This is a genomic window from Streptomyces sp. NPDC016851, assembly GCF_055562795.1.
This window is the reverse complement of sequence record NZ_JBVHEP010000006.1, coordinates 36,634-60,197: the sequence shown is the minus strand read 5'-3', so window position 1 is coordinate 60,197 and position 23,564 is coordinate 36,634. Positions and strand designations below refer to the sequence as shown.

At 70.6% G+C, this 23,564-nt stretch carries 14 protein-coding genes; 7 read left to right on the top strand and 7 right to left on the bottom strand.

Annotated elements, in window-relative coordinates:
- Positions 1 to 384: 384 nt before the first annotated feature.
- Both ACZ3I3_RS11835 and ACZ3I3_RS11830 read left to right on the top strand, forming a co-directional pair.
- Positions 385 to 4,242, top strand: a complete 3,858-nt coding sequence (locus ACZ3I3_RS11835) for a DNRLRE domain-containing protein (protein WP_467364331.1) — start codon at positions 385 to 387, stop codon at positions 4,240 to 4,242.
- The gene (locus ACZ3I3_RS11830; protein WP_467364330.1) at positions 4,242 to 4,727 is read left to right on the top strand and encodes a hypothetical protein; all 486 of its coding nucleotides are present in this window, start codon (positions 4,242 to 4,244) and stop codon (positions 4,725 to 4,727) included. The genes ACZ3I3_RS11835 and ACZ3I3_RS11830 overlap by 1 nt, the downstream gene beginning before the upstream one ends.
- A 57-nt stretch (positions 4,728 to 4,784) precedes the next feature.
- On the opposite strand, the gene ACZ3I3_RS11825 is transcribed toward ACZ3I3_RS11830, so the two are convergent.
- The gene (locus ACZ3I3_RS11825; RefSeq protein WP_467364329.1) at positions 4,785 to 4,985 is read right to left on the bottom strand and encodes a DUF397 domain-containing protein; all 201 of its coding nucleotides are present in this window, start codon (positions 4,983 to 4,985) and stop codon (positions 4,785 to 4,787) included.
- Between the two features lie 333 nt (positions 4,986 to 5,318).
- Positions 5,319 to 7,148 (bottom strand): phosphoenolpyruvate carboxykinase (GTP), encoded by a 1,830-nt coding sequence (locus tag ACZ3I3_RS11820; protein WP_467364328.1) that lies wholly within the window; start codon positions 7,146 to 7,148, stop codon positions 5,319 to 5,321.
- Positions 7,149 to 7,474: 326 nt separating this feature from the next.
- Between ACZ3I3_RS11820 and trhA the strand changes: the two genes are divergently transcribed.
- From trhA to ACZ3I3_RS11800, 4 genes are all read left to right on the top strand, one after another.
- On the top strand, positions 7,475 to 8,188 hold the full coding sequence (gene trhA / locus ACZ3I3_RS11815; RefSeq protein ID WP_467364327.1) for a PAQR family membrane homeostasis protein TrhA: 714 nt from the start codon (positions 7,475 to 7,477) through the stop codon (positions 8,186 to 8,188).
- Between the two features lie 101 nt (positions 8,189 to 8,289).
- Positions 8,290 to 9,846 (top strand): MFS transporter, encoded by a 1,557-nt coding sequence (locus ACZ3I3_RS11810; RefSeq protein ID WP_467364326.1) that lies wholly within the window; start codon positions 8,290 to 8,292, stop codon positions 9,844 to 9,846.
- Positions 9,847 to 9,851: 5 nt separating this feature from the next.
- Positions 9,852 to 10,514, top strand: coding sequence for a TetR/AcrR family transcriptional regulator (locus ACZ3I3_RS11805; protein WP_467364325.1), 663 nt, complete (start codon positions 9,852 to 9,854; stop codon positions 10,512 to 10,514).
- A gap of 4 nt (positions 10,515 to 10,518) precedes the next feature.
- Positions 10,519 to 11,250, top strand: coding sequence for a Mut7-C RNAse domain-containing protein (locus ACZ3I3_RS11800; protein ID WP_467364324.1), 732 nt, complete (start codon positions 10,519 to 10,521; stop codon positions 11,248 to 11,250).
- 89 nt (positions 11,251 to 11,339) lie between these two features.
- Here ACZ3I3_RS11800 and ACZ3I3_RS11795 read toward each other — a convergent pair whose 3' ends face one another.
- The 5 genes from ACZ3I3_RS11795 to ACZ3I3_RS11775 all read right to left on the bottom strand — a co-directional run bounded on the left by ACZ3I3_RS11795 (position 11,340) and on the right by ACZ3I3_RS11775 (position 20,050).
- Entirely contained in the window at positions 11,340 to 13,685 is a 2,346-nt protein-coding gene (locus ACZ3I3_RS11795; protein WP_467364546.1) for a galactose oxidase-like domain-containing protein, read from the bottom strand.
- A 68-nt stretch (positions 13,686 to 13,753) separates the two neighbouring features.
- On the bottom strand, positions 13,754 to 14,947 hold the full coding sequence (locus tag ACZ3I3_RS11790) for a glycosyltransferase (RefSeq protein WP_467364323.1): 1,194 nt from the start codon (positions 14,945 to 14,947) through the stop codon (positions 13,754 to 13,756).
- A complete protein-coding gene (locus tag ACZ3I3_RS11785) occupies positions 14,944 to 16,593 on the bottom strand; it encodes an ArnT family glycosyltransferase (protein ID WP_467364322.1) in 1,650 nt (549 codons plus the stop codon). The genes ACZ3I3_RS11790 and ACZ3I3_RS11785 overlap by 4 nt, the downstream gene beginning before the upstream one ends.
- Positions 16,590 to 17,879, bottom strand: a complete 1,290-nt coding sequence (locus ACZ3I3_RS11780; protein WP_467364321.1) for a glycosyltransferase — start codon at positions 17,877 to 17,879, stop codon at positions 16,590 to 16,592. The genes ACZ3I3_RS11785 and ACZ3I3_RS11780 overlap by 4 nt, the downstream gene beginning before the upstream one ends.
- A 137-nt stretch (positions 17,880 to 18,016) precedes the next feature.
- A complete protein-coding gene (locus ACZ3I3_RS11775) occupies positions 18,017 to 20,050 on the bottom strand; it encodes a thioredoxin domain-containing protein (RefSeq protein ID WP_467364320.1) in 2,034 nt (677 codons plus the stop codon).
- A gap of 227 nt (positions 20,051 to 20,277) precedes the next feature.
- Here ACZ3I3_RS11775 and ACZ3I3_RS11770 point away from each other — a divergent pair, with 227 nt between their 5' ends.
- Positions 20,278 to 23,475 (top strand): tetratricopeptide repeat protein, encoded by a 3,198-nt coding sequence (locus tag ACZ3I3_RS11770; protein WP_467364319.1) that lies wholly within the window; start codon positions 20,278 to 20,280, stop codon positions 23,473 to 23,475.
- The last annotated feature ends 89 nt before the right edge of the window (positions 23,476 to 23,564 follow it).

The window sequence follows — 23,564 nt, the reverse complement described above, 5'->3', positions numbered from 1 at the left end:
TCCGTGAGGGCCGTCGGGCACCCGTACCGACGGCCCTCACGCCTGTCGGGACCGCGATGCGATTCCCCCAACCCCCTACTGTCGCCCGGGTGGCGACTTTGCCCCGGGCTGCCGGACGACGGCGCTTCCGGCGCACACCACGTGCCGGCACGACCGGGACGATGCCTCGGCCCGACACAGGCCGGTGTCCAGTACCCCCGGTCGCCGTCTCCTGTGAGGCCCCGAAGAGCTTCACTGTGCGGTTTCTCTCACTGCCTGGACAGCCCGGAATCCTCCTGTGAAGATTCGCCTTCTTTCTGTGAGTTTGATGGGGGAAAAGTGAAGAAACCTTTCAGACCCGGGAGTTCAAGAACTCTCGGGGTCAGCGCATGCCTGCTTGCGGGCATGCTGGCCGCGGGGCTGGGCGCACCGGCACATCCCGCCGGTGCCACGGGATCCGCTGACACATCGCTGACGGCGACGGGGGCCGCCAGCGACGACGCGGCGGTCGGTGCGGCTCGCGTCCGGGCCGCGGCTCTCGGCAAGAGGGTGGAAGTGCCCGCCCTGCGCACGGAGAGTTCGACCGTCTACGTCAACCCCGACGGTTCGGTGACCGAGGAGTCGTCCACCGGCCCGATCAGGGTCAAGGACGAGAAGGGCGCCTGGCGCGACGTGGACACCACGCTCGTGCTGCGTGACGGCGTCGTCCAGCCCAAGCAGGCCGCGGCGGACATCAGCATCTCCGCCGGGGGTTCCGGCCGGCTCGCCCAGGTGAGTGAGGGCAGTCAGAGCCTGGGCATCGGCTGGGAAGGTGAGCTTCCCGAGCCAGTCCTCCGGGGCAACACCGCGACCTACGAGAACGTCCAGCCGGGCGCCGACCTGGTGGTGTCCGCGCTGCCGGAAGGTTTCTCGCACCTCCTCGTGCTCAAGGAGCGGCCGACCGAACAGGTGGAGCTGCGCATCCCCGTGTCGACCGAGGGCGTGAAGCTCCGTCAGACCAGTGACGAGCGTCTGCTCTGGGAGGGCAAGGACGGCAGAGACGTGGCCACCGCACCCGTTCCCGTCATGTGGGGAGCGGAGGAACACGCTGGTTCACGTGAACCGGAAGACGTGTCCGATGTCGCCGTGTCGGTCGAGGCCAGCGGTAACCAGCAGACTCTGGTGCTCAAGCCGGCCAAGTCGTTTCTCGAGGATCCGGGCTTGCAGTATCCGGTGACAGTGGACCCGACCAACACCCTGCTCGGCCCGCTCACGGACACCTGGGTGCAGGACGCGGCGTATCCGTCGTCACAGCGGGGCTCCACCGAGCTCAAGGCCGGCACGTACGACGGGAAGGAGAAGGCGCGCTCCTACCTCAAGTTCAATACGGACCGATTCAGTGGCAAGCGGATCCTCGACGCCGATCTGCGCCTGTTCTCCCACTGGTCGTCGACCTGTTCGACGGAGAACGCCGGAGTCCAGGTCCGGCGGGTGACTTCCGACTGGGATCCCTCGGCGATCTCCTGGTCGGCCCAGCCGAGCACCACGACCACGGCGGCCCCGGTGTCGAAGGCGGCGAAGGGCTACAGCGCGAGCTGCCCGGCCGGTCATGTGTCGTGGGACGTCGCGGGCATCGTCCAGGCGTGGGCGGACGGTCAGCCCGACTACGGAGTCCGTCTGGCGGCCGTCGACGAGACCGATCCGCTCACCTGGCGGCGCTACCGGTCCGCCAACTACGTCGACGGCTCGCACGACTCCGCGACGGAGCCCTCGCTGATCGTCACCTACAACGCGGCCCCGGCCGTGCCCGCGCAGCTGGGTGTGACCCCGCGCAAGGCAGAGACCCCGTTGACGATCGGTTCACTTACGCCGACCCTTCAGGCGAAGGTCGACGACAGCGACGCGGGCTCTGCGCTGACCACCGAGTTCCAGGTCCAGCCTGACCCCGCGCACGCCGACACCACGTACACGTGGACGGGGAAGACGGTGGAGTTCACGCCGGGCACCACGGCCACGACGCAGATACCGACCGCCTCCGCGGTGCCGGACGGCAGCCATCTGAGAGTGCGGGCACGCACCAGTGACGGTATCGACACGTCGGCGTGGTCCGGCTGGACGACGTTCCTCGTCGACGCGAGCGCCGTACAGCCCGCCGACCTGCCCAGGCAGCTCCAGGCCGGGGCGACCGACACCGCTTCCCCTGTGGTGACCGGTGTCGTCAGTTCACCCAACGGCGGCATGATCGAAGCGCAGTTCCGGCTCGGCAACGCGGGTGGAACCCAGCTCCTGGGCAGTCAGATCGTGCCCAACGGCGAACGGGCCGGCTTCCAGATCCCCGCCGACAAGCTCACCTCGTCAGGGCCTTTCGACTGGTCGATGAGGGCCTGTTTCGAGGGCAAGTGCTCCGCGTGGTCGGAGAAGTCGGCGATTTCCGCGGGTTCCGCCACGTCGCCAGCCGAGACGGCCCCGTCCATGTCGGTGAGTGTTCCGCTCACCAAGGCCACGGTCTGCACCGACACAGCCGACTGCGTCGGCCAGACGGCAACGGCACTGAAGGTCGGCAACGTCTCCGGCAAGAACTGGCGAAGCCATCTGAAGGCCGATCTGTCGAAGATCCCGGCCGGGGCCCGCATCACCGATGCCACGCTGCAACTGCAGTCGACCGCGACCGCACCGGACCTCGCGGTGCACGCGCTCAACGCGGCCTGGGCCACCGGTGGGACCGGAGCGGAGCTGGACAGCGCCACCGCCCCAGGCGTCAATCTGGATGCCACCGCACCCTGGAAGATCGACGTCACCGGCCTGGTCACCGGGTGGACCGACGGCGCCAACGCCAACCACGGCCTCGTCCTGCGCAGGGCGCAAGGCGCGGCCGACACGGCAGGCATCAGCTTCACCTCGGCCGCACTCACCATCGAGTACGGGCCGGCCACGGCACCGTCACCGCCCAGGGATCTGCGGGCCCAGCCCGGTGACCAGGGCGCACTGGTGACGTGGAACCCGAGCCAGGACAGCGGTTACAACGACACGGAGCTCACCTACGAGGTGTCCGCGATCGACTCCTCCGGTGGCGTGGCGGCCACACGCAGCACGAGCGGCACCGACGCCGTGATCACCGGCCTCAGCAACGACGCTCCCTACACGTTCCGGGTCAAGGCATCGAGCCCGTACGGCACCAGCACCACCGTCACCAGCGATGCCGCCACGCCGGTGAAGGCCCTGCTGAGCACCGCCACCTACACCGCGGCGCTCGACGAGTACCTTGCCGCCGTCGCCGCTCTGACCACCGGTGCGCACAGCACAGCCGGTGCCGCGACGCAGGACAAGCCGCATGCCTCGAAGTACTCCTGGTTGCTGAAGGCCGAGGAGTTCTGGCTGCTCGACACCCGTAGGTCCCTGGGGGCGGACGGCCTCGTCTACACGGCCATGACGTCGACCTTGTCGGATGTCCTGGTCATGCCCTCCTCCGACGGATCGGTGGCCGTCCGGGCCACCGTGAACGAGCAGCGGACGCTCGCCGACAGCCCCGAGGAACCGGAGACCAACGAGACGGCCCTCCTCTACACCTTCTCCGGGCAGGACGCGCCCGTACTGCGCAGCAAGCTCAACGCGCAGCAGTACGAGCAGCGCCTGTCCAAGGGGGACGACGCCCTCGGAACCGTGACGTACGGCAGCGTGGAGAGCGACATCTCGCCCACCGCGCTCACACGGCAGGTCCCCGACAGCCCAGCCGCACTCGGCCTGGGAACGGCGCAGTACGAAGCCTTCGGCAGCATCAGCCGCAGCGGCACGTCCGAGTGGGCGAAGAAGCACTGGAACGACCGGCACGAGTACAGCCAGGACTGCACCAACTTCGTGTCCAAGGCGCTGTATCACGGCGGCGGCATGCGCATGAAGGGCGTGGGCAAGGACAGGAAGAGCACCAACAACTGGTGGCGCACGAAGCACTCGTCGCCAGCGCACTCCGGGGGCGGGTTCTACTATCTGTGGTCCCACACGTGGACCGTCGCCGACAAGATGGAGACCTTCCTCTCCAAGCACAGCGCCGGCATCGTGAACACCGAGTCGAAGCAGAAAGAGGCCAAGGTCGGTGACGTGGTCTTCTTCAACTGGGGCGGCAAGGGCGGCTGGGACCACGCGGGCGTCATCACGAAGATGAAGAACGGCAAGGCCTACGTGAGCGCCCACAACAACAACCGCCTGAACCAGCGGCTCGACACCTACATCAACAGTCAGAGGGGAACGTGGGCGAACATCCACCGAGTCATTCCGGAGTGGTACTGATGCCCCGGACTGCGAAAGCGCGGTGGCTCATCGCCGTGGTCGTCGCTCTCTGCGTGGTCGTGGGCGCCCTGGTCTGGTGGTCACAGCGCGATGAGGCACCGTACGCCTTGCGGGACACCCCTGAGGTGCACCTGACGGTCAGAGCCGCCACGTCGACCTATCCCGAGGCCGAGGAGGTCGCCCATGAGGCCGAACTGGTTCTCAAGGTGTACGTCCAGCGCCTCCAGGACGGTGACGCCGAGGACCTGGCTGACATCGGTGCTCCGTGGTACACGGGCAGGGAGGCCGCCGCGCGGAGTCTGATCTCCAAGTTCGGCGCCCAGGCCGGCCGTCCGGTGAAGGCCGTGGTCGCGGACCCTGTCACACCGGGTCTGGCCAGTGTCGAACTCCGCTTCGGGAACGACAGCAGCCAGACGCTCGACCTCACCCGCGACGACGGAGTGTGGTGGCTGGCCATCGGGAACGGCGACCCGGTGAAACCGTAGACACAGCAGGCGCTCGGCTGGGGTGTCCCAGCCGAGCGTCACTGTGCCACGTGGCGGTCAGGCGACACGTACCGACTTGAGGGACGTGACGAAGGACGTCCAGGCCGGGGCCGTGATGGTGAGGACCGGGCCGTGGGGGACCTTGGAGTCACGGACGGGGACGACGGCAGTGTGGGCGTCGCAGACTTCGACGCAGTTGCCGCCGTCGCCGTTGCTGTAGGTGCTCTTGCGCCAGACCGCTGCCCCCCGCAGTTCCACGGAAGGATCTGGGGAACGATCCGGCGGCGCCGCGCCAGTTCCGCGATGCGCTCCCACGCGACGCCCGAGCGCCCCGGTCGACGTATCCCGTCGGCCGGAGCGCTCGGTCATTCATCGGCACGTTCGTGAGCCCGCGGGGCGGGCCGCGCCGAAGCGGGCGGGAGTGGGTCTTTCGCCGCAGGGTTCCGTCGGGGCGGACGGAGGGCGGCGACGGGCCCGGAACCCCGCACGCCGTTGTGCGGGCCCCGCCAGTCGGTTCCGCGGCCGGCCGTGACGATGTTGCTGGTCAGGGCACTGTCGGTTCCAGCCGGCCGCGGAGTACAGGGGGTGGGATCAGCCCAGGCGCTGCACCAGCGCGCGGTACTCGTCCCACAGCTCCTTGGGCGTGTGCTCGCCGAAGGTGTTGAGGTGCTCGGGGACCAGGGCGGCCTCCTCGCGCCAGACCTCCTTGTCGACGGTGAGCAGGAAGTCCAGGTCGGAGTCGGCCAGTTCCAGGCCGTTCGTGTCGAGGGCGTCCTTGGCCGGCAGGACGCCGATCGGGGTCTCGACGCCCTCCGCCTTGCCCTCCAGGCGCTCCACGATCCACTTCAGGACGCGGGAGTTCTCACCGAAGCCGGGCCAGACGAACTTGCCCTCGTCGTCCTTGCGGAACCAGTTGACGTAGTAGATCTTCGGCAGCTTGGACTGGTCCTTGTCCTTGGCCACGTCGATCCAGTGGGCCATGTAGTCGCCCATGTTGTAGCCGCAGAACGGCAGCATCGCGAAGGGGTCGCGGCGCAGTTCGCCGACCTTGCCCTCGGCGGCGGCGGTCTTCTCGGAGGCCACGTTGGCGCCGAGGAAGACGCCGTGGTTCCAGTCGAAGGACTCCGTCACCAGCGGTACGGCGGTGGCGCGGCGGCCGCCGAAGAGGATCGCCGAGATCGGCACGCCCTTGGGGTCCTCCCACTCCGGCGCGATGATCGGGCACTGGGCGGCGGGGACGGTGAAGCGGGCGTTCGGGTGCGCGGCCGGCGTCTGCGACTCGGGCGTCCAGTCGTTGCCCTTCCAGTCGGTGAGGTGGGCGGGCGGCTCCTCTGTCATGCCCTCCCACCAGACGTCGCCGTCGTCCGTCAGCGCGACGTTGGTGAAGACCGCGTTGCCCCACAGCGTCTTCATCGCGTTGGCGTTGGTGTGCTCGCCGGTGCCGGGCGCGACACCGAAGAAGCCCGCCTCGGGGTTGATGGCGTACAGCCGGCCGTCCTCGCCGAAGCGCATCCAGGCGATGTCGTCGCCGATGGTCTCGACCGTCCAACCGGGGATGGTCGGCTCCAGCATGGCGAGGTTGGTCTTGCCGCAGGCGCTCGGGAAGGCGGCGGCGACGTACTTGGCCTCGCCGCGCGGCGGGGTCAGCTTCAGCACGAGCATGTGCTCGGCCAGCCAGCCCTCGTCCCGGGCCATCACGGAGGCGATGCGCAGGGCGTAGCACTTCTTGCCGAGCAGGGCGTTGCCGCCGTAGCCGGAGCCGTAGGACCAGATCTCGCGGTCCTCGGGGAAGTGCGAGATGTACTTGGTCGTGTTGCAGGGCCAGGGGACGTCCTCCTGGCCGGGCTCCAGCGGGGCGCCCAGGGTGTGCACGGCCTTGACGAAGAAGCCGTCGGAGCCGAGCTCGTCCAGGACCGCCTGGCCCATGCGGGTCATCGTGCGCATGGAGACGGCGACGTACGCCGAGTCGGTGATCTCGACACCGAGCGCGGACAGCGGCGAGCCGAGCGGGCCCATGCAGAACGGCACCACGTACATGGTCCGGCCGCGCATCGAGCCGCGGAACAGGCCGCCCTGGCCCCCGGAGCCCTGGAAGATCTCCCGCATCTCGGCGGGGGCCTTCCAGTGGTTGGTCGGGCCCGCGTCCGCCTCCTTCTCGGAGCAGATGAACGTCCGGTCCTCCACGCGGGCGACGTCGGTGGGGTCGGAGGCCGCGTAGTAGGAGTGGGGGCGCTTGATCGGGTCGAGTTTCCGGAAGGTGCCCTTCTGGACGAGCTCCCCGCACAGTCGCTCGTACTCGGCCTCGGACCCGTCACACCAGACCACGTTGTCCGGCTGCGTCAGCTCGGCGATCTCGTTGACCCACGAGATCAGGCCCTGGTGGGTGGTGGGGACGGTGGGAGCCGCGATGTCGCGCGCCACGATTGCTCCTAAATGAGGGATTTTTTTGATGTGGAGGCCCCGTGGGGGCTGCGACCCGGATGCTTCACGGTGAAACTTGGCGCTCATCCGGTGCCGACCGCACTCATTTGATCATCCGACGCTCGCGCCCATCTGTCCAGAGGAGCGCACAGGTGAGCAACGTGAGGATCGCCACGGTTTCTCGCACCCCTTTACATGCACGTTGGGTTCACCTGACCGTCCGTTTGCGTAACCATCGTTCGGCCACGGTGAGAGGATGGCCACTCTTCATCGGCCAATCGACCCGACTGATAGGTCACTTACGGTTCCGTAGCTACCATTCGGCCATGACTGCGTTCGCCCCCGACGCGCCTTCGGACACGCCGGCCGACGGCCGTGGTCCCACGGCGCTCTCTCTGCCGCACCCGGTCAAGCCCAAGCTGCGCGGCTGGCTCCACCTCGGTATGTTCCCGGCCGTCCTCGTCGCGGGCCTGGTACTGACCGCCCTCGCCGACTCGACCAGAGGGCGCATCGCCTGCGGGATCTTCGCCCTGACGGCGTGCCTGCTGTTCGGCGTGAGCGCGCTGTATCACCGCGGCAACTGGAGTCCGCGCATGGACGGCGTGCTGCGCCGTCTGGATCACGCCAACATCTTCCTGATCATCGCGGGCACCTACACACCGCTGGCCATGCTGCTGCTGCCCGGCGCCAAGGGCGAGTGGCTGCTGTGGGGCATCTGGGCCGCGGCGGCGGCCGGCATCCTCTTCCGCGTCTTCTGGGTCGGCGCCCCGCGCTGGCTGTACACGCCGTGCTACATCGCGATGGGCTGGGCGGCCGTCTTCTACCTGCCGGACTTCATGCGGACCGGCGGCATCGCCGTCCTCGTCCTGGTCATCGTCGGCGGTGTGCTCTACAGCGCGGGCGGCGTGATCTACGGGATCAAGCGGCCCAACCCGTCACCGCGCTGGTTCGGCTTCCACGAGGTGTTCCACTCCCTCACCCTGGCGGCCTTCATCGCGCACTACGTGGGGATCTCGCTGGTGGCGTACCAGCACGGCTGACAGCTGCCGCGCAGCCCAGGGCCACGGCTTTCCGAGCCGTGGCCCTTTTTCATGCCTTCAGACATTGACAGTGTGACTCTTTTGAGAGTAACTCTCATTTCATGGCTACTGTCACTCAGCAGGGCTCCGGGCACCGGGACCCCCGCCGCTGGTGGGCGCTCGGCGCCCTGGTCGCGAGCATGCTCACGCTCGGTTTCGATCTGACGATCCTCAACGTGGCGCTGCCGACGATGGCCGCGCAGCTGGACGCGAGCACTGGTGAGCTGCAGTGGATCGTGGACTCCTACGTCGTCGTGTTCGCGGCGCTGATGCTGCCCGCCGGGCTGCTCGGCGACCGGTTCGGGCGCCGCCGGATGCTGGTCACGGGCCTGGCGGTGTTCCTCGCCGGGTCGCTGGCCGGTACGGTGGCCGACACCCCGGAGCTGGTGATCGCGGCACGCTCCCTGATGGGGCTCGGCGCCGCGCTGGTGATTCCGCTCGGCATGTCCGTGCTGCCGTCGATGTTCGGCGAGGAGGAGCGCGGCAAGGCCGTCGCCGCCGTCACCGCGTCCATGGCCGCGGGGATGCCGCTGGGTCCGCTGGTGGGCGGGCTGCTGCTCGACCACTACTGGTGGGGCTCGATCTTCCTGATCAACATCCCCATGGCCGCGCTCGGCATCGCCGCCTGTCTGCTCCTGCTGCCCGAGTCCCGGGACCCCTCCTCGCCCCGGGTGGACGCCCTGTCGACCGCCTCCAGCGCGCTGGGGCTCAGCGCCCTGGTCTTCGGCATCATCGAGGCGCCCGAGCGCGGCTGGGGCAGCGGCCCGGTGCTCGGCTCGTTCGCGGTGTCCGCCGTGCTGCTCGCCGCCCTCGTCGCCCGGGAACGCCGCGCGGTGCGGCCCATGCTGGACCTGAAACTGCTCGGCCGCAGGGGGTTCCTGTTCAACAGCCTGGCGGCGACGCTCGGCACGTTCGTCTTCTCCGGGCTGCTGTTCATGCTGCCCACGTACCTGCAGGAGGTCGGTGGCAGCGACGCCTTCGGCACCGGGCTGCGACTGCTGCCGATGATGGGCGGGTTGATGGTCTCCGCGCGGCTGAGCACTCTGCTGGCGCAGCGCATGGGACCGCGCTCGGTGATCACCACGGGCCTGGTGGTGCTGTGCTTCGCCGCGCTGCTCGGCTCCCGCACGGAGCCCGGCTCCGGCTACGGCTTCACCGCCCTGTGGCTGACGATCGCGGGTCTGGGCTTCGGCCTGGCGATGGTGCCCGCGATGGACGCGGCGCTCGGCGGCATCCCCGCCGAGGAGGCGGGCAGCGGCTCCGGACTGCTGATGACGCTGCGCCAGGTGGGCGGCGCCCTCGGGATCGCGCTGCTCGGCAGCCTCGTCGCGGGCGCCTACGACGACCGGCTCGACACCGCCGGACTACCCCCGCGGGCGGCGGACGCGGCACGCGACTCGCTCAGCGGCGCCCACGCCGTGGCCGAGCAGCTGGGGCTTCCGGCGCTGGCCCGCTCCGCCGACGCCGCGTATGTGGACGGCATGTCCGCAGTCCTCGTGGTCTGCGGAATCGCGGCCCTGGTGACGGCGGCGCTGACGGCGCTGCTGCTGCCCGACCCGCGGGCCGAGCCGGCCTCCGCCCCGGCCGTGGCCCGGCTGGAGGCGGATGACCGACAATGAGCCGTATGACCACGGCACGGACCCCTGTTCCCGAGGCCGCGCGGCATCTGAGCCTGCGGGAGCGCAAGAAGATCAAGACCCGGATCGCGATCAGGGACGCCACGTACGCCTTGATCAAGGAACAGGGGTACGAGGCCACCACGGTCGAGCAGATCGCGGAGCGCGCCGAGGTCTCGCCGAGCACGGTCTTCCGCTACTTCCCCACCAAGGAGGACATCGTCCTGACGGACGAGTACGACCCCTTGGTGGAGGACCTGCTGCGGGCACGGCCCCAGGACGAACCGGTCCTGGAGTCGTTGCGCTGGTCGATCCGCCAAGGACTGACCGCGGCCATCGCCGACAGCTCTGCCGTCGAACAGGACGAGATGATCCTTCGCGTCCGGCTGATGGTCGAGGTCCCCGCGCTGCGCGCGCGGATGATGGAGAGCATGTCCGTCACCGGCCGCCTGCTGTGCCGGGCGCTGGCGGAACGCGCCGGCCGCGACCAGGACGAGCTCGAAGTGCGCGTCTACGCGATGGGCCTGATGGGCGCCCTGCTGGAGGCGATGATCTACTGGGTCGAACGGGACTTCCGCGACGACCTGCCGGAACTGGTCGACCGCACCCTCGACACCCTCAAGGACCTGCCGAAACGGCAGGCCGCTGCCGAGCCCCCCGTGACATCCTGACCGGGTGAACGGTCCCGAGATCCACGTCGAGTTCGCCCCCGAGCTGCACGTGTTCGTCCCCCAGGCCCGGCGGTCGGGCACCCTGCGGGCCACCACGGACGGCGCCTCCAGCCTGGGCCATGTCGTCGAGTCGCTGGGTGTGCCGCTGACCGAGGTGGGCGCCCTGGTCGTGGACGGCCGCGAAGTGCCCGTCTCGCACGTCCCCGCGGCCGGCGAGTCCGTGACCGTACGGACCGTCGCCCGCCCCCAGCGGGTGCCGGGCGCGCCCCTGCGGTTCCTCCTCGACGTACACCTCGGCACACTGGCCCGCCGGCTGCGGCTGCTCGGTGTGGACACGGCGTACGAGTCGACCGACATCGGCGACCCGGCGCTGGCCGCTCGTTCGGCGGCGGAACAGCGGGTCATGCTGAGCCGCGACCGGGGGTTGCTGCGGAGGCGCGAACTGTGGGCGGGGGCGTTCGTGTACAGCACCCGGCCGGAGGAGCAGCTTCGGGACGTCCTGGACCGGTTCCAGCCCGAACTGCGGCCCTGGACGCGGTGCACGGCCTGCAACGGGCTGCTGCGCAAGGCGACCAAGGACGAGGTCGCCGACCAGCTGAAGCACGGGACGCATGCGACGTACGACGTGTTCGCGCAATGCACCCAGTGCGGGCGGGCGTACTGGAAGGGCGCGCATCACGAGCAGCTGGAAGCGATCGTGGAGCGGGCGATGGCGCTTCGCTCCGAGCGCCGTTGAGTGGTGAGCGCCGTGGGGAACTGCGGGACCGTTGTGGCTGGTCGCGCAGTTCCCCGCGCCCCTGAAGGGGCGCCCCTCTGAGGGCGGTTTCAACGCCTGGTCAGGTCCCTCTTGCCGCAGGCAATTCCGTCGCCGTTCGGGTCCAGGCCCAGTGGGTCGTCCTTGCCGTTGACCTTCAGGCGGCCGTAGTCGTTCGCCTTGAGCCATGCGCAGCGGGACGCCGTCGTCTTCTTCACCTCCGCCGGGAAGTCGGTCGGCACGCAGACGTTGGCCGAGCCGTAGTGGCGGTCGCAGCCGGAGATCGTCGGGCTGACCTTCTGCGACGTGCGCTTCTTGCCGGGTCCCGCGACCTTGCCCTCCGGCGCGTCCGCGAAGTCGTGGACGTGCGCCGAGGCGTCCGTCGCCTTGAGGGCCTGCGGGCCCTTCAGGTGCACCCACTTCGCCACCGACGGCACCCCGTTCGCGTCGACCGCGAAGAGCATGTACCAGCCGGGCGGGGCCAGGTTGGGATTGCTCGTCACGTTCAGGTCGACGTTGTTGCCGTCGACGGACAGCGGCAGGTCCACGAACCGCTGGTTCGGGTCGGAGGAGTGCGTGACGGCGGCCGGGCGGATCAGCTCGGCCTTGGCGATGGGCCGGTCGACGGTGATCCGCTGGGTGTCGCCGTAGTTCCACTCGGTGTCGATCACCGAGGTGATCGCCGGTCGCGGTCCCTTGAACAGGTAGGGCGGGCTGTAGACCGACACGTCGTGGTTCCAGGAGCCGTTGCCCGGGTTGTCGCCGGTGGTCATCACGCGGCCGTCGGGGAGCAGGAACGCCGAGGAGTGGTAGCCGCGCGCCTCGGGGTCGACGGCCACCGGGTCGAAGGTCTCCGACTCCGGGTCGAAGATCGACGTCTCGTAGACCGGGTTGGCGCGGTTGTGCAGCGCGCCGCCCGTCTCCAGCACCTTGCCGTCGGGCAGGAGCACGGCGGAGAGGTACATCTTGCCCTGGTTCCCGGTCTGCGGGACGGGTCCGTTGCCGAGGTCGACCGTGCCCTGCGGGATCGGCGGCCCGGCCACGTAGGACGGGTTCGGCTGCTTGAGGTCGATGATGTCGGTCAGGCGGTTCGCCTCCGGGTTGGAGTCGATGTTGCCTCCGCCGAGGGTGAGGACCTTCTGGTCCTGCGCCGGGGGCAGCAGCACGCTGGCCGACTGGTCGCGCTCGTCCTTCTTCTGCAGACCCGGCACCTGGGTGGTGGTGTTGGCGCCGTAGTCGTAGATCGCCGAGCCGGTGCCGGGGATGTTGTTGCCGAAGACGTGGCTGCCCGAGTAGAAGAGGCGGCCGTCCTGCATGAGGATCATCGACGGGTACAGGCCCCAGTAGGACCAGGTCTGGTTGACCTTCCACAGCGGCTGCCACCGCTGCTCGGCCTCGGAGAACAGCTCTGCGGTGACCGAGCCGGTGGAGTCCTCCTTCAGGCCGCCGAAGGAGATGACGTCACCGTTGCCGAGGATCGTGGCCGACGGGTACCAGTGGCCGTCGTTCATGTCGTTGGTCTTGGTGTAGGTCTCGGTCTCCGGGTCGAAGATGTACGAGTCCTTGTAGCCCTGGTAGCCGACGCGGCCGTCCGCCGTGGGATAGCCCTTGTTGCCGCTCATCACCAGCACGCGCCCGTCCTGGAGCTGCACATGGCCGGCGCAGAACATGTCCTTCGGCGTGGGGACGACCTTGTAGGAACCGTTCGCCGGGTCGTAGACCGCGGAGGTGAACGTGCCCGCCTTGAACATCGACTCGTCGTTGCCGGAGCCCGCGATGAACAGCACCTTGCCGTTGTTGAGGACGACGGAGTGCATGGAACGGACCGGGTTCTTCGTGGGCAGCACGTCCCACTTGCCGTTCGCGCACTGCTCGGCCGTGCCGGTGCACTTCGGCGGCAGGACCGGGTCGGGGACCTGGTCCATCCGGTAGTCGTCGGTGGTGGCGGAGCCGGTGCCGTAGACGGAGACGCCCCAGGAGATGCGGTCGGTGCCGGCCGGGACCTCGGGGGTGCGGACCGTGGCCTCGGTCCAGTCGTTCGCCAGGTCCAGCGTCTTGAGGTCCGTCCAGTACTGCCAGCCGGCCGTCTTGTCGTGCCGGAAGAGGGTGACCGAGGCGTCGGGCGTGGTCGTCTTGTACCAGAGGCCGAGGTCGTACTGCTTGCCCGGCGTCACCACCGGCGCGCACTCGGCGGACTCGGTGATCAGCGCCTTGCGGTCGCCGTCGGCTCGGCGGGTCAGCTCGACCTTCATGGCCTTGCCGCCGGTGTGCGCGTCGTTGGTGGTGGTGAAGGTGAAGTCGTTGTCGCCCCAGCCGGACTTCTCCCAGCAGTACGGCATGTCGCCGGCGCCTGCGGTCTCGAAGCCGGGGTTCCTGATGAGGTTGGCGGCGGAGGCGGGCTGGGGCGCAGTCAGCATGAGGCCGGCCGTGAGTGCGCCCACGCCGACGAGTGCGGTTCTTCTCCGGTACTTGTCCAGGTACTTGTTCACGCGGCTCTCCTCGCGGTGCGGCTCTCGCGCACGGGCTTCTCAGGGCCCCGGCGCGGCAGGTAGACCAGCGCTTCGGTGGCCGCGAAGCGCAGGACGAACGTCGTCACCAGCGCGAGCGCGGTGGCGGACAGCACGCCCAGGTGCAGCTGGTGCACGAACAGGGCGATCAGCGGGATGCGCAGCGCCAGATCGGCGTTGGCGAGCAGCGCGAACCGCCCGGCCCGGTCCCACCAGCGCCGGTGCCGGCGCCGCTCGCGGAACAGCAGGTGCTCGATGAGCACGAAGTTCCAGGCGACGCCGAGCTGGTTGGCGAGGATCTCCGCCGGTACGTAGTGCATGCCGGCGGCGGTCAGCGCCCACAGGCCCAGCAGGTTCGGTACGAAGCCGGTGAGCCCGATCAGGCCGAAGCCGACCATGCGCGCGACCGGCGAGGCGGCGCGCAGCCCGGCCAGGTGGCGCAGGAACCGCAGGCCCTCCTGCGCGGTCGACTTGGACTCCCCGGCGAACCGGTCCTGGAAGACGAAGGGCACCTCGGTGACCGTGCGGGGGCGGCTGCGGACGGCGAGTTCGAGGAGGATCTTGTAGCCGAGCGGCTGGAGGACGTCGGCCGTGACCGCGCTGCGGCGGATCGCGAAGAAGCCGCTCATCGGGTCGCTGATGCCGTGCAGCCGGCGCGGGAACAGCGCCTTGGTCAGCCAGGTCGCCCCGCGTGAGACGGCCACGCGGTAGCTGCCCGCGAGCCCGGCCCGGCTGCCGCCCTTGATGTACCGGGAGGCGACGACCAGCCCGGCGTTCGCCCGCTCACCGGTGGCGACCAGGTCGGGCACGAGGGACGGCGGGTGCTGGCAGTCACCGTCCATGACGACGATCCAGTCGGACGTGGCCGCCTTCAGTCCCTCGACGACCGCGCCCCCGAGCCCGCCCACCGGCTCCTGACGGTGCAGCACGGTCACCGGGAAGGGACAGTCCTGCGCCACCTTCTCGATGACCTCGGGCGTGTCGTCGGTGGAGTCGTCCACGAAGACGACCTCGCAGGGCAGCCGGGCCGGTACGGCCTCGGTGATCTGGCGGAGCAGCTGCCGTACGTTCGCCGACTCGTTGAACGTCGGTACGACGATGGTGACGGCGCCCGGTTCGGGGATCTCGGCGGTCTCGACGACCTCTCCGGGGACGGTGGACTCCTGGCTCATCGCGTGCCTCCGGCGGTGGTCTGGATCTGGCGTATCTCGATACGGTCCGGACCGGTGCCGAAGGTGGCGACCGGGGCCGAGTGCTCCATGGCGGCCTTGACGTTGGGCAGGTCGGCCGCGTCCCGCCGCACGGTCGGCGAGGCGACGACGTAGTCGAGGTCCTTCCAGCCCCGCGGCATCGTCTTCGTCACCGCCGGGTCGAGGTCGGCCTTGTAGAACCAGATGACGCCGAGCCCCGGCCGGTAGCCCTGGTGCACGAGGTCGAGCCAGAGGGCGTCGTCGACCAGCACGCGGGTGCGCTCCGGGTTCTCGACCTCGGTGGCCAGCCACTTGGAGGCGGCCTTGTAGGGGGCGTTGGCGTCGGTGGTGACGGCGGTGCGGGCGCCGTCGTACCAGTGCGGTAGGACGTAGGCGCCGGCGGCGAGGGCGAGGACCGTCGCGAGCGCGTACCGGCCCACGCTGACGTATCGTTTCTCCGCTTCGGAGCGCCAGCGGCTCAGCACCGCGTGGGCGACGGAGGCGGTTCCTCCGGCGAGGACGAGGGCGAGGAACGGCAGGGCCTGGATGACGTACATCGCGGGCAGGTAGCCGTTGGGGCGCAGGGCCAGCGCGGCGAAGATCGCGACGGCGAGGGCCGGTCCGGCCAGGGCGCGGGCGGTGACCGACCAGCGCCAGGTGACGAGGAGCAGCAGGGCGCCCGCGAGGCCGCCGAGGGGCAGGATCTTGTCGTAGTACAGCCACGACTGGAGCACGCCCCAGGAGCCGGAGCCCTGGTCCAGGATGAAGCCCGAACCGGGCCTGGTCATCTGGTACTTGACGCCGTCCCAGAGGGAGACGTGCCCGGCGCCCGGCAGCAGCTCGCCCTTGAGCAGGGCGAACAGCGGATACGCGAAGCCGATCAGGGCGCAGGCCGTGACGGCTCCGGTGAGGGCGAACTTGCGGGTGTCCTTGTGACTGTGCCGCCACATGGTGAGGAACAGGGCGGGCAGGACGATGAGCATCGTCTCTTTGGTGAGGACGGCCGTGGCGGCCGCCATCCCGGCGCCGAAGTGGTGCCAGAGGTGGCGGCTCGGGGAGGCGGCCAGGGTGAAGGCCAGCAGCGTCCACATCACCGCGAGGTTGTCGAGGAAGATCTCCCGCTGGAGGACGACCGACAGCGGCGAGAGGCCGAAGAACACCATGCCGAGCGCGGCCGCCCAGCGGGGCAGGGCGAGGCGGCGGCCCAGGACGTAGACGAGGACCGCGCTGATGCCGCTGATCACCAGCATCGTGGCGCGCATGGTGCCCACCGTCATCGACTCGGGGCTGATCAGCGCGGGGATCCAGGTCAGCACGGCGATCTGGATCCAGCCCAGCGGCGGGTGGTCGTACCAGTAGGTGTAGTGGGCGAGGCCGTCGCCCTGCTGCACCGACCAGGCCTGGGCGAGGTAGGTGCCCTCGTCGTCGCTGAGGGCCGGGTAGTCGGCGATGTTCCAGCCCTGCACGACGAGGATCGCCACGAGGAGGACACCGCACAGGAGCAGGTCGGGCCGGGAGGAGCGCAGCCGTTTCGGCGGCTCCGCTCGCCGGTGCGCACCGGTGCCGGGCACAGGTCGGCGCTGCGCGGGGACCTTCGCTGTGGTCACCGCGGGAAGGGTGGAGGTCACGCGGGAACGTCCTCTCGGGTCACGGGAACGCCCTGCCGCGTCACGGCAGTCTCGTCGAGATGCGCGCCGACATGGCTCGTCAGCTCCCAGTCGTTGCGGCCGCGCTGCTCACGCCACACGGCACGGACGGCCGCCCCGGCGAGCAGGACCTGGTAGAAGGGGCCGCCCACGACCAGCTTCAGGTAGTGCGCGAACCGCACGCGCAGCCCGTACTGCTTGCCGAAGTCGTGCAGTCCGACGATCTCGAAGACGAAGGTGACCAGGGCGGTGACGGCCGGCAGGAAGGTGATGAAGGCGATGCCGACGGGCACGTCCAGGAACAGCGCGATCGCCACGTTCAGCGGGATGATCAGGCCGGTGAAGGCCTGCATGAACGGGGTCATCAGGGTGTAGCGGGCGAGCAGCCGCTGCCCGAGGGTGGGCAGTTGCTTCCAGTCCTTCTTCCGGTACACCTGCAGGAACCCCTGGTTCCAGCGGGTGCGCTGCTTCAGCAGGGACATCAGCGAGCCCGGGGTCTCCTCCCGGGTCACCATGTCGGAGTCGTAGGCGACGACGACCTTCTTGCCGACGCTGGAGAGCCTGACGCCCAGGTCGCAGTCCTCGGCGAGGCAGTCCGGGTCCCAGCCGCCGGCGTCCCTGAGGACGCCGGTGCGGACGAAGACGGTGTTGCCGCCGAGCGGGATGAAACCTTTCTGCGCATGCAGGTGAAGCCGCGAGCGGAACCAGAAGAAGTACTCCAGGCAGTTGCGCAGGCTGTACCAGCTGGAGTGGAAGTTGATCAGCTGCACCCCGCCCTGGACGACGTCCGCGCCGGTGGTGCGGAAGGCGTGGTCGACGTGCGCGAGGAGCTCGGGGTGGACCTGGTCCTCCGCGTCGAACACGCCGACGACGTCACCGCGGCAGTGTGGCAGCGCCGTGTTCATGGCCTTCGGCTTGTTCTTCTTCTCGTGCGTGTCGACGACGACGCGGACCCGTGGATCACGCGCCGCGGCCTGCTCGGCCACGGCGGTGGTCTCCGGGTCGTCGTGTCCGACGATCACGATGATCTCGAAGTCGGTGTGGCTCGACTCCAGCAGCCGCTGGATCGTGTGGTCGAGCACCGCCTGTTCGTGCCGCGCGGGCAGCAGCAGCGAGAACGAGACGTGCTCGTCCCCGTCCGGACTGCTGAACCGCGTGGAGGCGAGCACTTCCGGCGTGCGCCAGGCGTGCATCTGCCACCACAGGGTGAACGCCGCCATCCAGAACAGGGCCAGTGAAACGGCAGCGATGAAGACAGACGTCAGCAAACAGATCCCCCCAGATCCCAGAACCCCCCGCCGTGACGGCTTGCCTCATCCGTCACGGCACTGTGCAGAGATTAAGGGGGAACTGTGAAGCCTGGGGCCTGTTCAGATAAAGAGCATGTTTCCGTTGATTCCCGACTTCAGTCGGTCAACGTCGCCCGCAACCTCTCAACTTCGGTCGTCGGGGCGTCACATGTGAAGTTACGGCAGACGTACGCGGTCGGTTCACCGCCGACCAGCGGACGGTCCGCGAGCAGCGGAAACTCCTCGCTCCCGGGGGCGCCGGCGGCGACGACCGCGCCCGGCGCGGTACCCAGAAGTGCCGTGCGGTGCAGGGCCCTCGTCCCTTCTTGTTCGAGGGACGGCCCCACGATCGCGACCTCGCGCGGCCCGTCCAGCGCGGCCTCGGCGGCGGCGAGCCCCCAGCCGATGAAGCGCGGCACGCGCGGACCGAGCGCCTTGACGACGCCGAGGGCCTTCTCCGCGGCGGTGCGGTGGGGCTCCGACCCGGTGTGCGCGGCGTAGCTCAGCAAGGCGCCCGCCGCTGCGCTCCAGCCGGACGGGGCGGCGTTGTCGGTCGGGTCCTGCGGGCGGCGGATCAGCCGCTCGGCGTCGGCCGCCGTGTCGAACATCGCGCCCGACTCCTCGTCGGTGAAACGCGCCAGGACGTGGTCGAGCAGGAACCCGGCGAACTCCAGCCAGACACCCTCCCCGGTGACGGACGCCAGCGCGAGGAAACCCTCCGCCACGTCGCCGTAGTCCTCCAGCACGCCCGCGTTGGCGCCGGCGTGACCGTCCTTGCTGGTGCGGGTGAGCCGGGCCTGCTCGTCGAGGTGCAGCCGGACGAGGAGGTCGGCGGCGGCGAGGGCGGCCTCGACGAGGTCGGGCCGGTCGAAGTAGGCGCCGGTCTCGGCGAGCGCGGCGATCGCGAGCCCGTTCCAGGCGGCGACGACCTTGTCGTCCCGGCCCGGAGCGGGACGACCGGCCCGCGCCGCCAGCAGCCGCTCCCGGATGGAGGCGATCTTCCCGGCGTCGAACAGGCCGTCCTGCTGCGGCAGTTGGAGGACGGACTGACCGTGCTCGAAGGTGCCCTCCTCGGTCACGCCGAAGTACTGGGCGGCGAGTTCGGCGTCCTGCTCGCCGAGGACCTCGCGCAGTTGCTCCGGCGTCCAGACGTAGTACGCGCCCTCGACGTGCTTGCCGGTGCCGTCGTCGCTGTCCGCGTCCAGCGCGGAGGCGAAGCCGCCCTCGGCCGTGCGCAGTTCACGCACCATGAAGTCGGCGGTCTCCAGGGCGACCCGGCGGGCGAGCTCCGAGCCGGTGGCACGCCAGAGGTGGGCGTAGACCCGGCACAGCAGCGCGTTGTCGTACAGCATCTTCTCGAAGTGCGGCACGATCCAGTCGCGGTCGACCGAGTAGCGGGAGAAGCCGCCGCCGAGCTGGTCGTAGATGCCGCCGCGGGCCATGCGCTCACAGGTGTCCTGCGCCATCTGCAGGGCGCCCTCGGCACCGGTGCGGGCGTGATGCCGCAGCAGGAACTCCAGCACCATGGACGGCGGGAACTTCGGCGCCCCGCCGAATCCGCCGCGCTGCGGGTCGTACTCCCGGGTGAGCGCGAGCAGCGCCTGCGCGAGTTCCTGCTCGCCGGGCGTCTGCGCGTCGCCGTAGGAGATCTCCCGCCCGGCCAGGTCCCGGACGATCTTCCCGGCGACCTCGGTGACCTCGTCCCGCCGCTCCTCCCACGCCTGGTGGACGCCCTGGAGCACCTGCCGGAAGGACGGCATGCCCTGGCGCGGGGCGGGCGGGAAGTACGTGCCGAAGTAGAACGGCTCGGCGTCCGGGGTGAGGAAGACGGTCATGGGCCAGCCGCCCTGGCCGGTCGCCGCCTGCACGGCCTCCATGTAGACCGCGTCGACGTCCGGGCGCTCCTCGCGGTCGACCTTCACGCTCACGTAGTGCGCGTTGAGGTACTCGGCGGTCTCGTGGTCCTCGAAGGACTCGTGTGCCATGACGTGACACCAGTGACAGCTGCTGTAGCCGACACTGAGCAGCACGGGCACGTTCCGCTTGCGGGCCTCCTCGAAGGCCTCCGCCGACCAGGGCCACCAGTCCACGGGGTTGTCGGCGTGCTGAAGGAGGTAGGGGGACGTCTCGTGCGCCAGTCGGTTCGGCATGGTTCCCATCCTGCCGCAGTACCCGGTCCGGCACGCGTCAGGCGCCGCACGGGCGCCGTCCGGGGCGCCCGCCCGACGGACGCGCGGCGCCTCAACCCGCCCGGGTCTTCACATAATCGGGCCGGGCACGCCCCCTCGCCCCGATGCGCCGCGGGCAGCACACTTGACCAAGGAAACGACCGGTACGACGACTCAGGTACGCCGGTGCCGCCGGAGGGGGACGTGACATGCGGGACAGTCATCGGGCGGATGCCGAGCGGCTGTTGGCACGGGCCGTGGAGGAGGAGGTGCGCCGGACGGGCGGGCGCACGGACGGGAAGGTGCTGCTCGCGCGGGCGCGCGGGGCGCTCGACGCCATGGCGCAGAGCGCGGCCGAGGAGTACGAGGCCTACACGCGCGCCCTGGACGAGGCGGCGGCCGGTCAGCTCACCTTCGGGCAGCGCTACGCCCGCGAGGGCGGCGGGACACCGCTCCTGGTGGCCGGGGTCGCGGCGGTCGCGGCCGTCGTCGCCGACATGGCCCTCGGCACGGACACCGGGACGGCGCTGGGCGCGGGCCTGACCGTGGGTGTCGTGGGCGCCGCGGCGACCGTCGTGAAGGTCGTCGGCTCGCATCTGCCGGCCGCACACCACCGGGCCGGGGCCGCGAGCCAGCCGGGCGGGCCCGAACAGCTGCGGCTGCAGTGGCTGACGGCACTGGAGGTGCGGGGCATCCGGCCGTTCCTGGACCAGCAGCGGGTGCTCGCCGCCTCCACGGGGCCGAAGAAGACCGGGCCGCGGCTGCGGGGCGCCGACAAGAGCGCGGCGGCACGCGGGCGCAATGTGCTGGAGCAGTCCTTCGCGCAGCTCCCCGAACCGGCTGAGCCGTTCGCGGGGCGGCGGCACGAGCTGGCGCAGATCCGGCAGTGGGTGCAGGCGGCCCGGGCGAGCACGGAGACCCAGCCGACGGTGGTCGTCCTGCACGGCACGCCCGGCAGCGGCCGCACGACCCTCGCGGTGCACGCCACGCACGAACTGAAGGACTACTTCCGCGGCGCCTGCGTCGTCGACCTGCGCGCCGACGGCCCGGGCGAGTCCCCGCTGTCCACCCGCGACGCCCTGCTGCACCTGCTCAACCGGCTCGGAGCACCCCGCGAGCAACTGCTGTTCCGCGAGCGCTCCTCCCCCGACCAGCAGGTCAAACGGCTGAGCGAGCTGTACCACCAGCATCTGACCGGCCTGCCGGTCACGGTCGTCCTGGACGACGCCTCGGACGCCGGGCAGGTCCGCGCCCTGGTCCCGGAGCGGTCCGACAGCCTGGTGCTGGTGACCGCGCGGGGCCCGCTGGAGTTGGGCGAGCTGCCCGCGCGGGTGCACCAGCTGCCCGTGGCGCCGCTGGACGCCGCGGGTGCGGAGGAACTGCTGGGCGCGGCGGCCCAGGACCGTTCCGGGCCGTACGACGCCGAGTCCGCCGACCGGGTCCGGGAGCTGTGCGGCGGGCTGCCGCTGGCGCTGCGCATCGCCGGCTCCTGCCTCGGCCCGCGCTCCCCGCGCGCGCTCGCCACGGACCTCGAGGCGTACGGCCCGGTCGATCCGGTCGAGCGCGCCCTGTGGCTGCGCTACACCGACCAGCCGGAGCCCGTACGGCGGCTGCTGCGCCGCCTGGCCCTGGCCGGCCGGGCCTCGCTGGGCGCCGCCGCGGCCGCCGCGCTGCTGGCCACCGACGAGGCGGAGGCGAAACGCCACCTCCAGGCCCTGACCCGCGCGGGCCTGATCGACCACGTCCGCGGCGACCGCTACCGGCTGCACGACCTGGTCCGCGCCTTCGCCCAGGCCCGGCTCCTCGACGAGGAGGAATCAGCCGAGCGCACGGCGGCCCAGGAACGGCTGATCGTGAACTACGCCGAGCTGGCCGACTCGGTGCTGCGCATGGTCGACGGCAACATGTCGACGCGCACGAACCGCTTCAGCCCGTACGGCTTCCCCTCCCTCGACGAGGCGCTGCGCTGGCTGGACGACGAGTCGAGCTTCATCACGGCGGCGCTGCGGCACGCCGAGGGCGTGGACCAGGCGGCGGTCCTGAACCTCCTGGGCGCCCTGTGCGACTACTGCCTGCTGCGCGGCGACCTCTACCGCCTGGGCGAGATCAGCGAGCTGGCCCAGGCGGTGGACGAGGGCCTGCTGGTCCGCTCGGTGCAGTGGCGCACCGGCATCGCGGCACGGCAGCTCGGCGAACTGGACAAGGCGCGGACGACTCTCGCCTCGGTCGTCGACCTGTACCGGGAGGCCCATCACGACGCGGGGGCCGCCCGGGCCCTGTGCTCCCTCGGCATCACCCTGCACCACCAGGGCAATCTGACGGAGGCGTCGGCGAAGCTCCGCGAGGCGTTGGCCCTGCAGTCCTCCCTCGAGCTGGCGACGGACCGGGCGTGGACGATGCATGCCCTGGCTGCGGTGGAGCGGGACCGGGCCCGGGTGGCGGAGGCGCTGGACCTGCTGACCGAGTCGCTGGTGCTGCACCGGCGGGGCGAGTCCGTGCACGGCCAGGCCTGGGCGCACTTCCAGCTCGGCCAGCTGGGCCTGCGCATGGGCGACGTCCCGCGCGCCGAGGCCGAGCTGCGGGCGGCCCTGGAGCTGTACGGCCGCACCCGCGACGCCCGCGGCGAGGCCTGGGCCCTGACCCAGCTGGCCCGCGCCCTGCTGGTCGCCGGTGACGCGTCGCCGGCCGTGGAGGAACTGCGCGGCGCGGCCGCCCGGCACCGGGACAACGAGGACGCGCGCGGCGAGGCCTGGACCCTCTACTACCTGGGCCAGGCCCTGGAGGAGACGGGCAACCTGGACCAGGCCGTCCGCGAACTGGAACGCTCCCGCACGATGTTCTCCCGCATGCGGGACGTCTACGGCCTGGCCTGCGCCCGCCACCACTCGGCCCGCGTCACCCGCGACCAGCGCGCCGCCCAGACGGGCTCCCTGCGCAACTCCGGCTTCGCCCGCCAGCTGCTGGTGGACGCCCGCGCCGACTTCCAGCGCATCGGCGTCGCCCACGGCGAGGCGTGGACCTGCCTGGAGCTGGCGGTGGTGGACGCGGGCAACGCCCGCACCCAGCAGGCCCTGGCCCTGTGCGACGAGGCGGCCGGCCTCTTCGCGTCGTACGGCGACCGCCGGGGCGAGGACTGGGCCCGCTTCCTGCGCTGCACCCTGCTGCCGTACGCGGCCCCCGGCGGCATGGAGGTCGGCACGGCCGTGGCCCAGGAGGAACTGGCCCAGCTGTCCCGCGCGAGCCATCCGCTGCGCGACCGGAAACTGGACGACTACCTCGACGCGTACGCCCTGCTGCTGGAACGCGGCGTGACCCTGGAGGCGGGCTGGCAGGCCTGGCGCCTGGGCATGGTGCCGAACCGGCATGCGCGGGAGGTGATGGGGGTGGCCGTGGAGTCGAAGGCCTAGGGACACCCTCAGGGCGGGCGCGCGACGCACCCGTCGGCGGCGGTCGGCCGCCGACGGGTGTCCTCCCGGGGAGAGGCGCATCGCCCCGC

Excerpts from the sequence above, each read along its gene's own strand:
- ACZ3I3_RS11835 (WP_467364331.1), top strand. The coding sequence starts at position 385 with ATGCTGGCCGCGGGGCTGGGCGCACCGGCACATCCCGCCGGTGCCACG.
- ACZ3I3_RS11830 (WP_467364330.1), top strand. The coding sequence starts at position 4,242 with ATGCCCCGGACTGCGAAAGCGCGGTGGCTCATCGCCGTGGTCGTCGCT.
- trhA (WP_467364327.1), top strand. The coding sequence starts at position 7,475 with ATGACTGCGTTCGCCCCCGACGCGCCTTCGGACACGCCGGCCGACGGC.
- ACZ3I3_RS11810 (WP_467364326.1), top strand. The coding sequence starts at position 8,290 with ATGGCTACTGTCACTCAGCAGGGCTCCGGGCACCGGGACCCCCGCCGC.
- ACZ3I3_RS11805 (WP_467364325.1), top strand. The coding sequence starts at position 9,852 with ATGACCACGGCACGGACCCCTGTTCCCGAGGCCGCGCGGCATCTGAGC.
- ACZ3I3_RS11795 (WP_467364546.1), bottom strand. The coding sequence starts at position 13,685 with ATGCTGACTGCGCCCCAGCCCGCCTCCGCCGCCAACCTCATCAGGAAC.
- ACZ3I3_RS11790 (WP_467364323.1), bottom strand. The coding sequence starts at position 14,947 with ATGAGCCAGGAGTCCACCGTCCCCGGAGAGGTCGTCGAGACCGCCGAG.
- ACZ3I3_RS11775 (WP_467364320.1), bottom strand. The coding sequence starts at position 20,050 with ATGCCGAACCGACTGGCGCACGAGACGTCCCCCTACCTCCTTCAGCAC.
- ACZ3I3_RS11770 (WP_467364319.1), top strand. The coding sequence starts at position 20,278 with ATGCGGGACAGTCATCGGGCGGATGCCGAGCGGCTGTTGGCACGGGCC.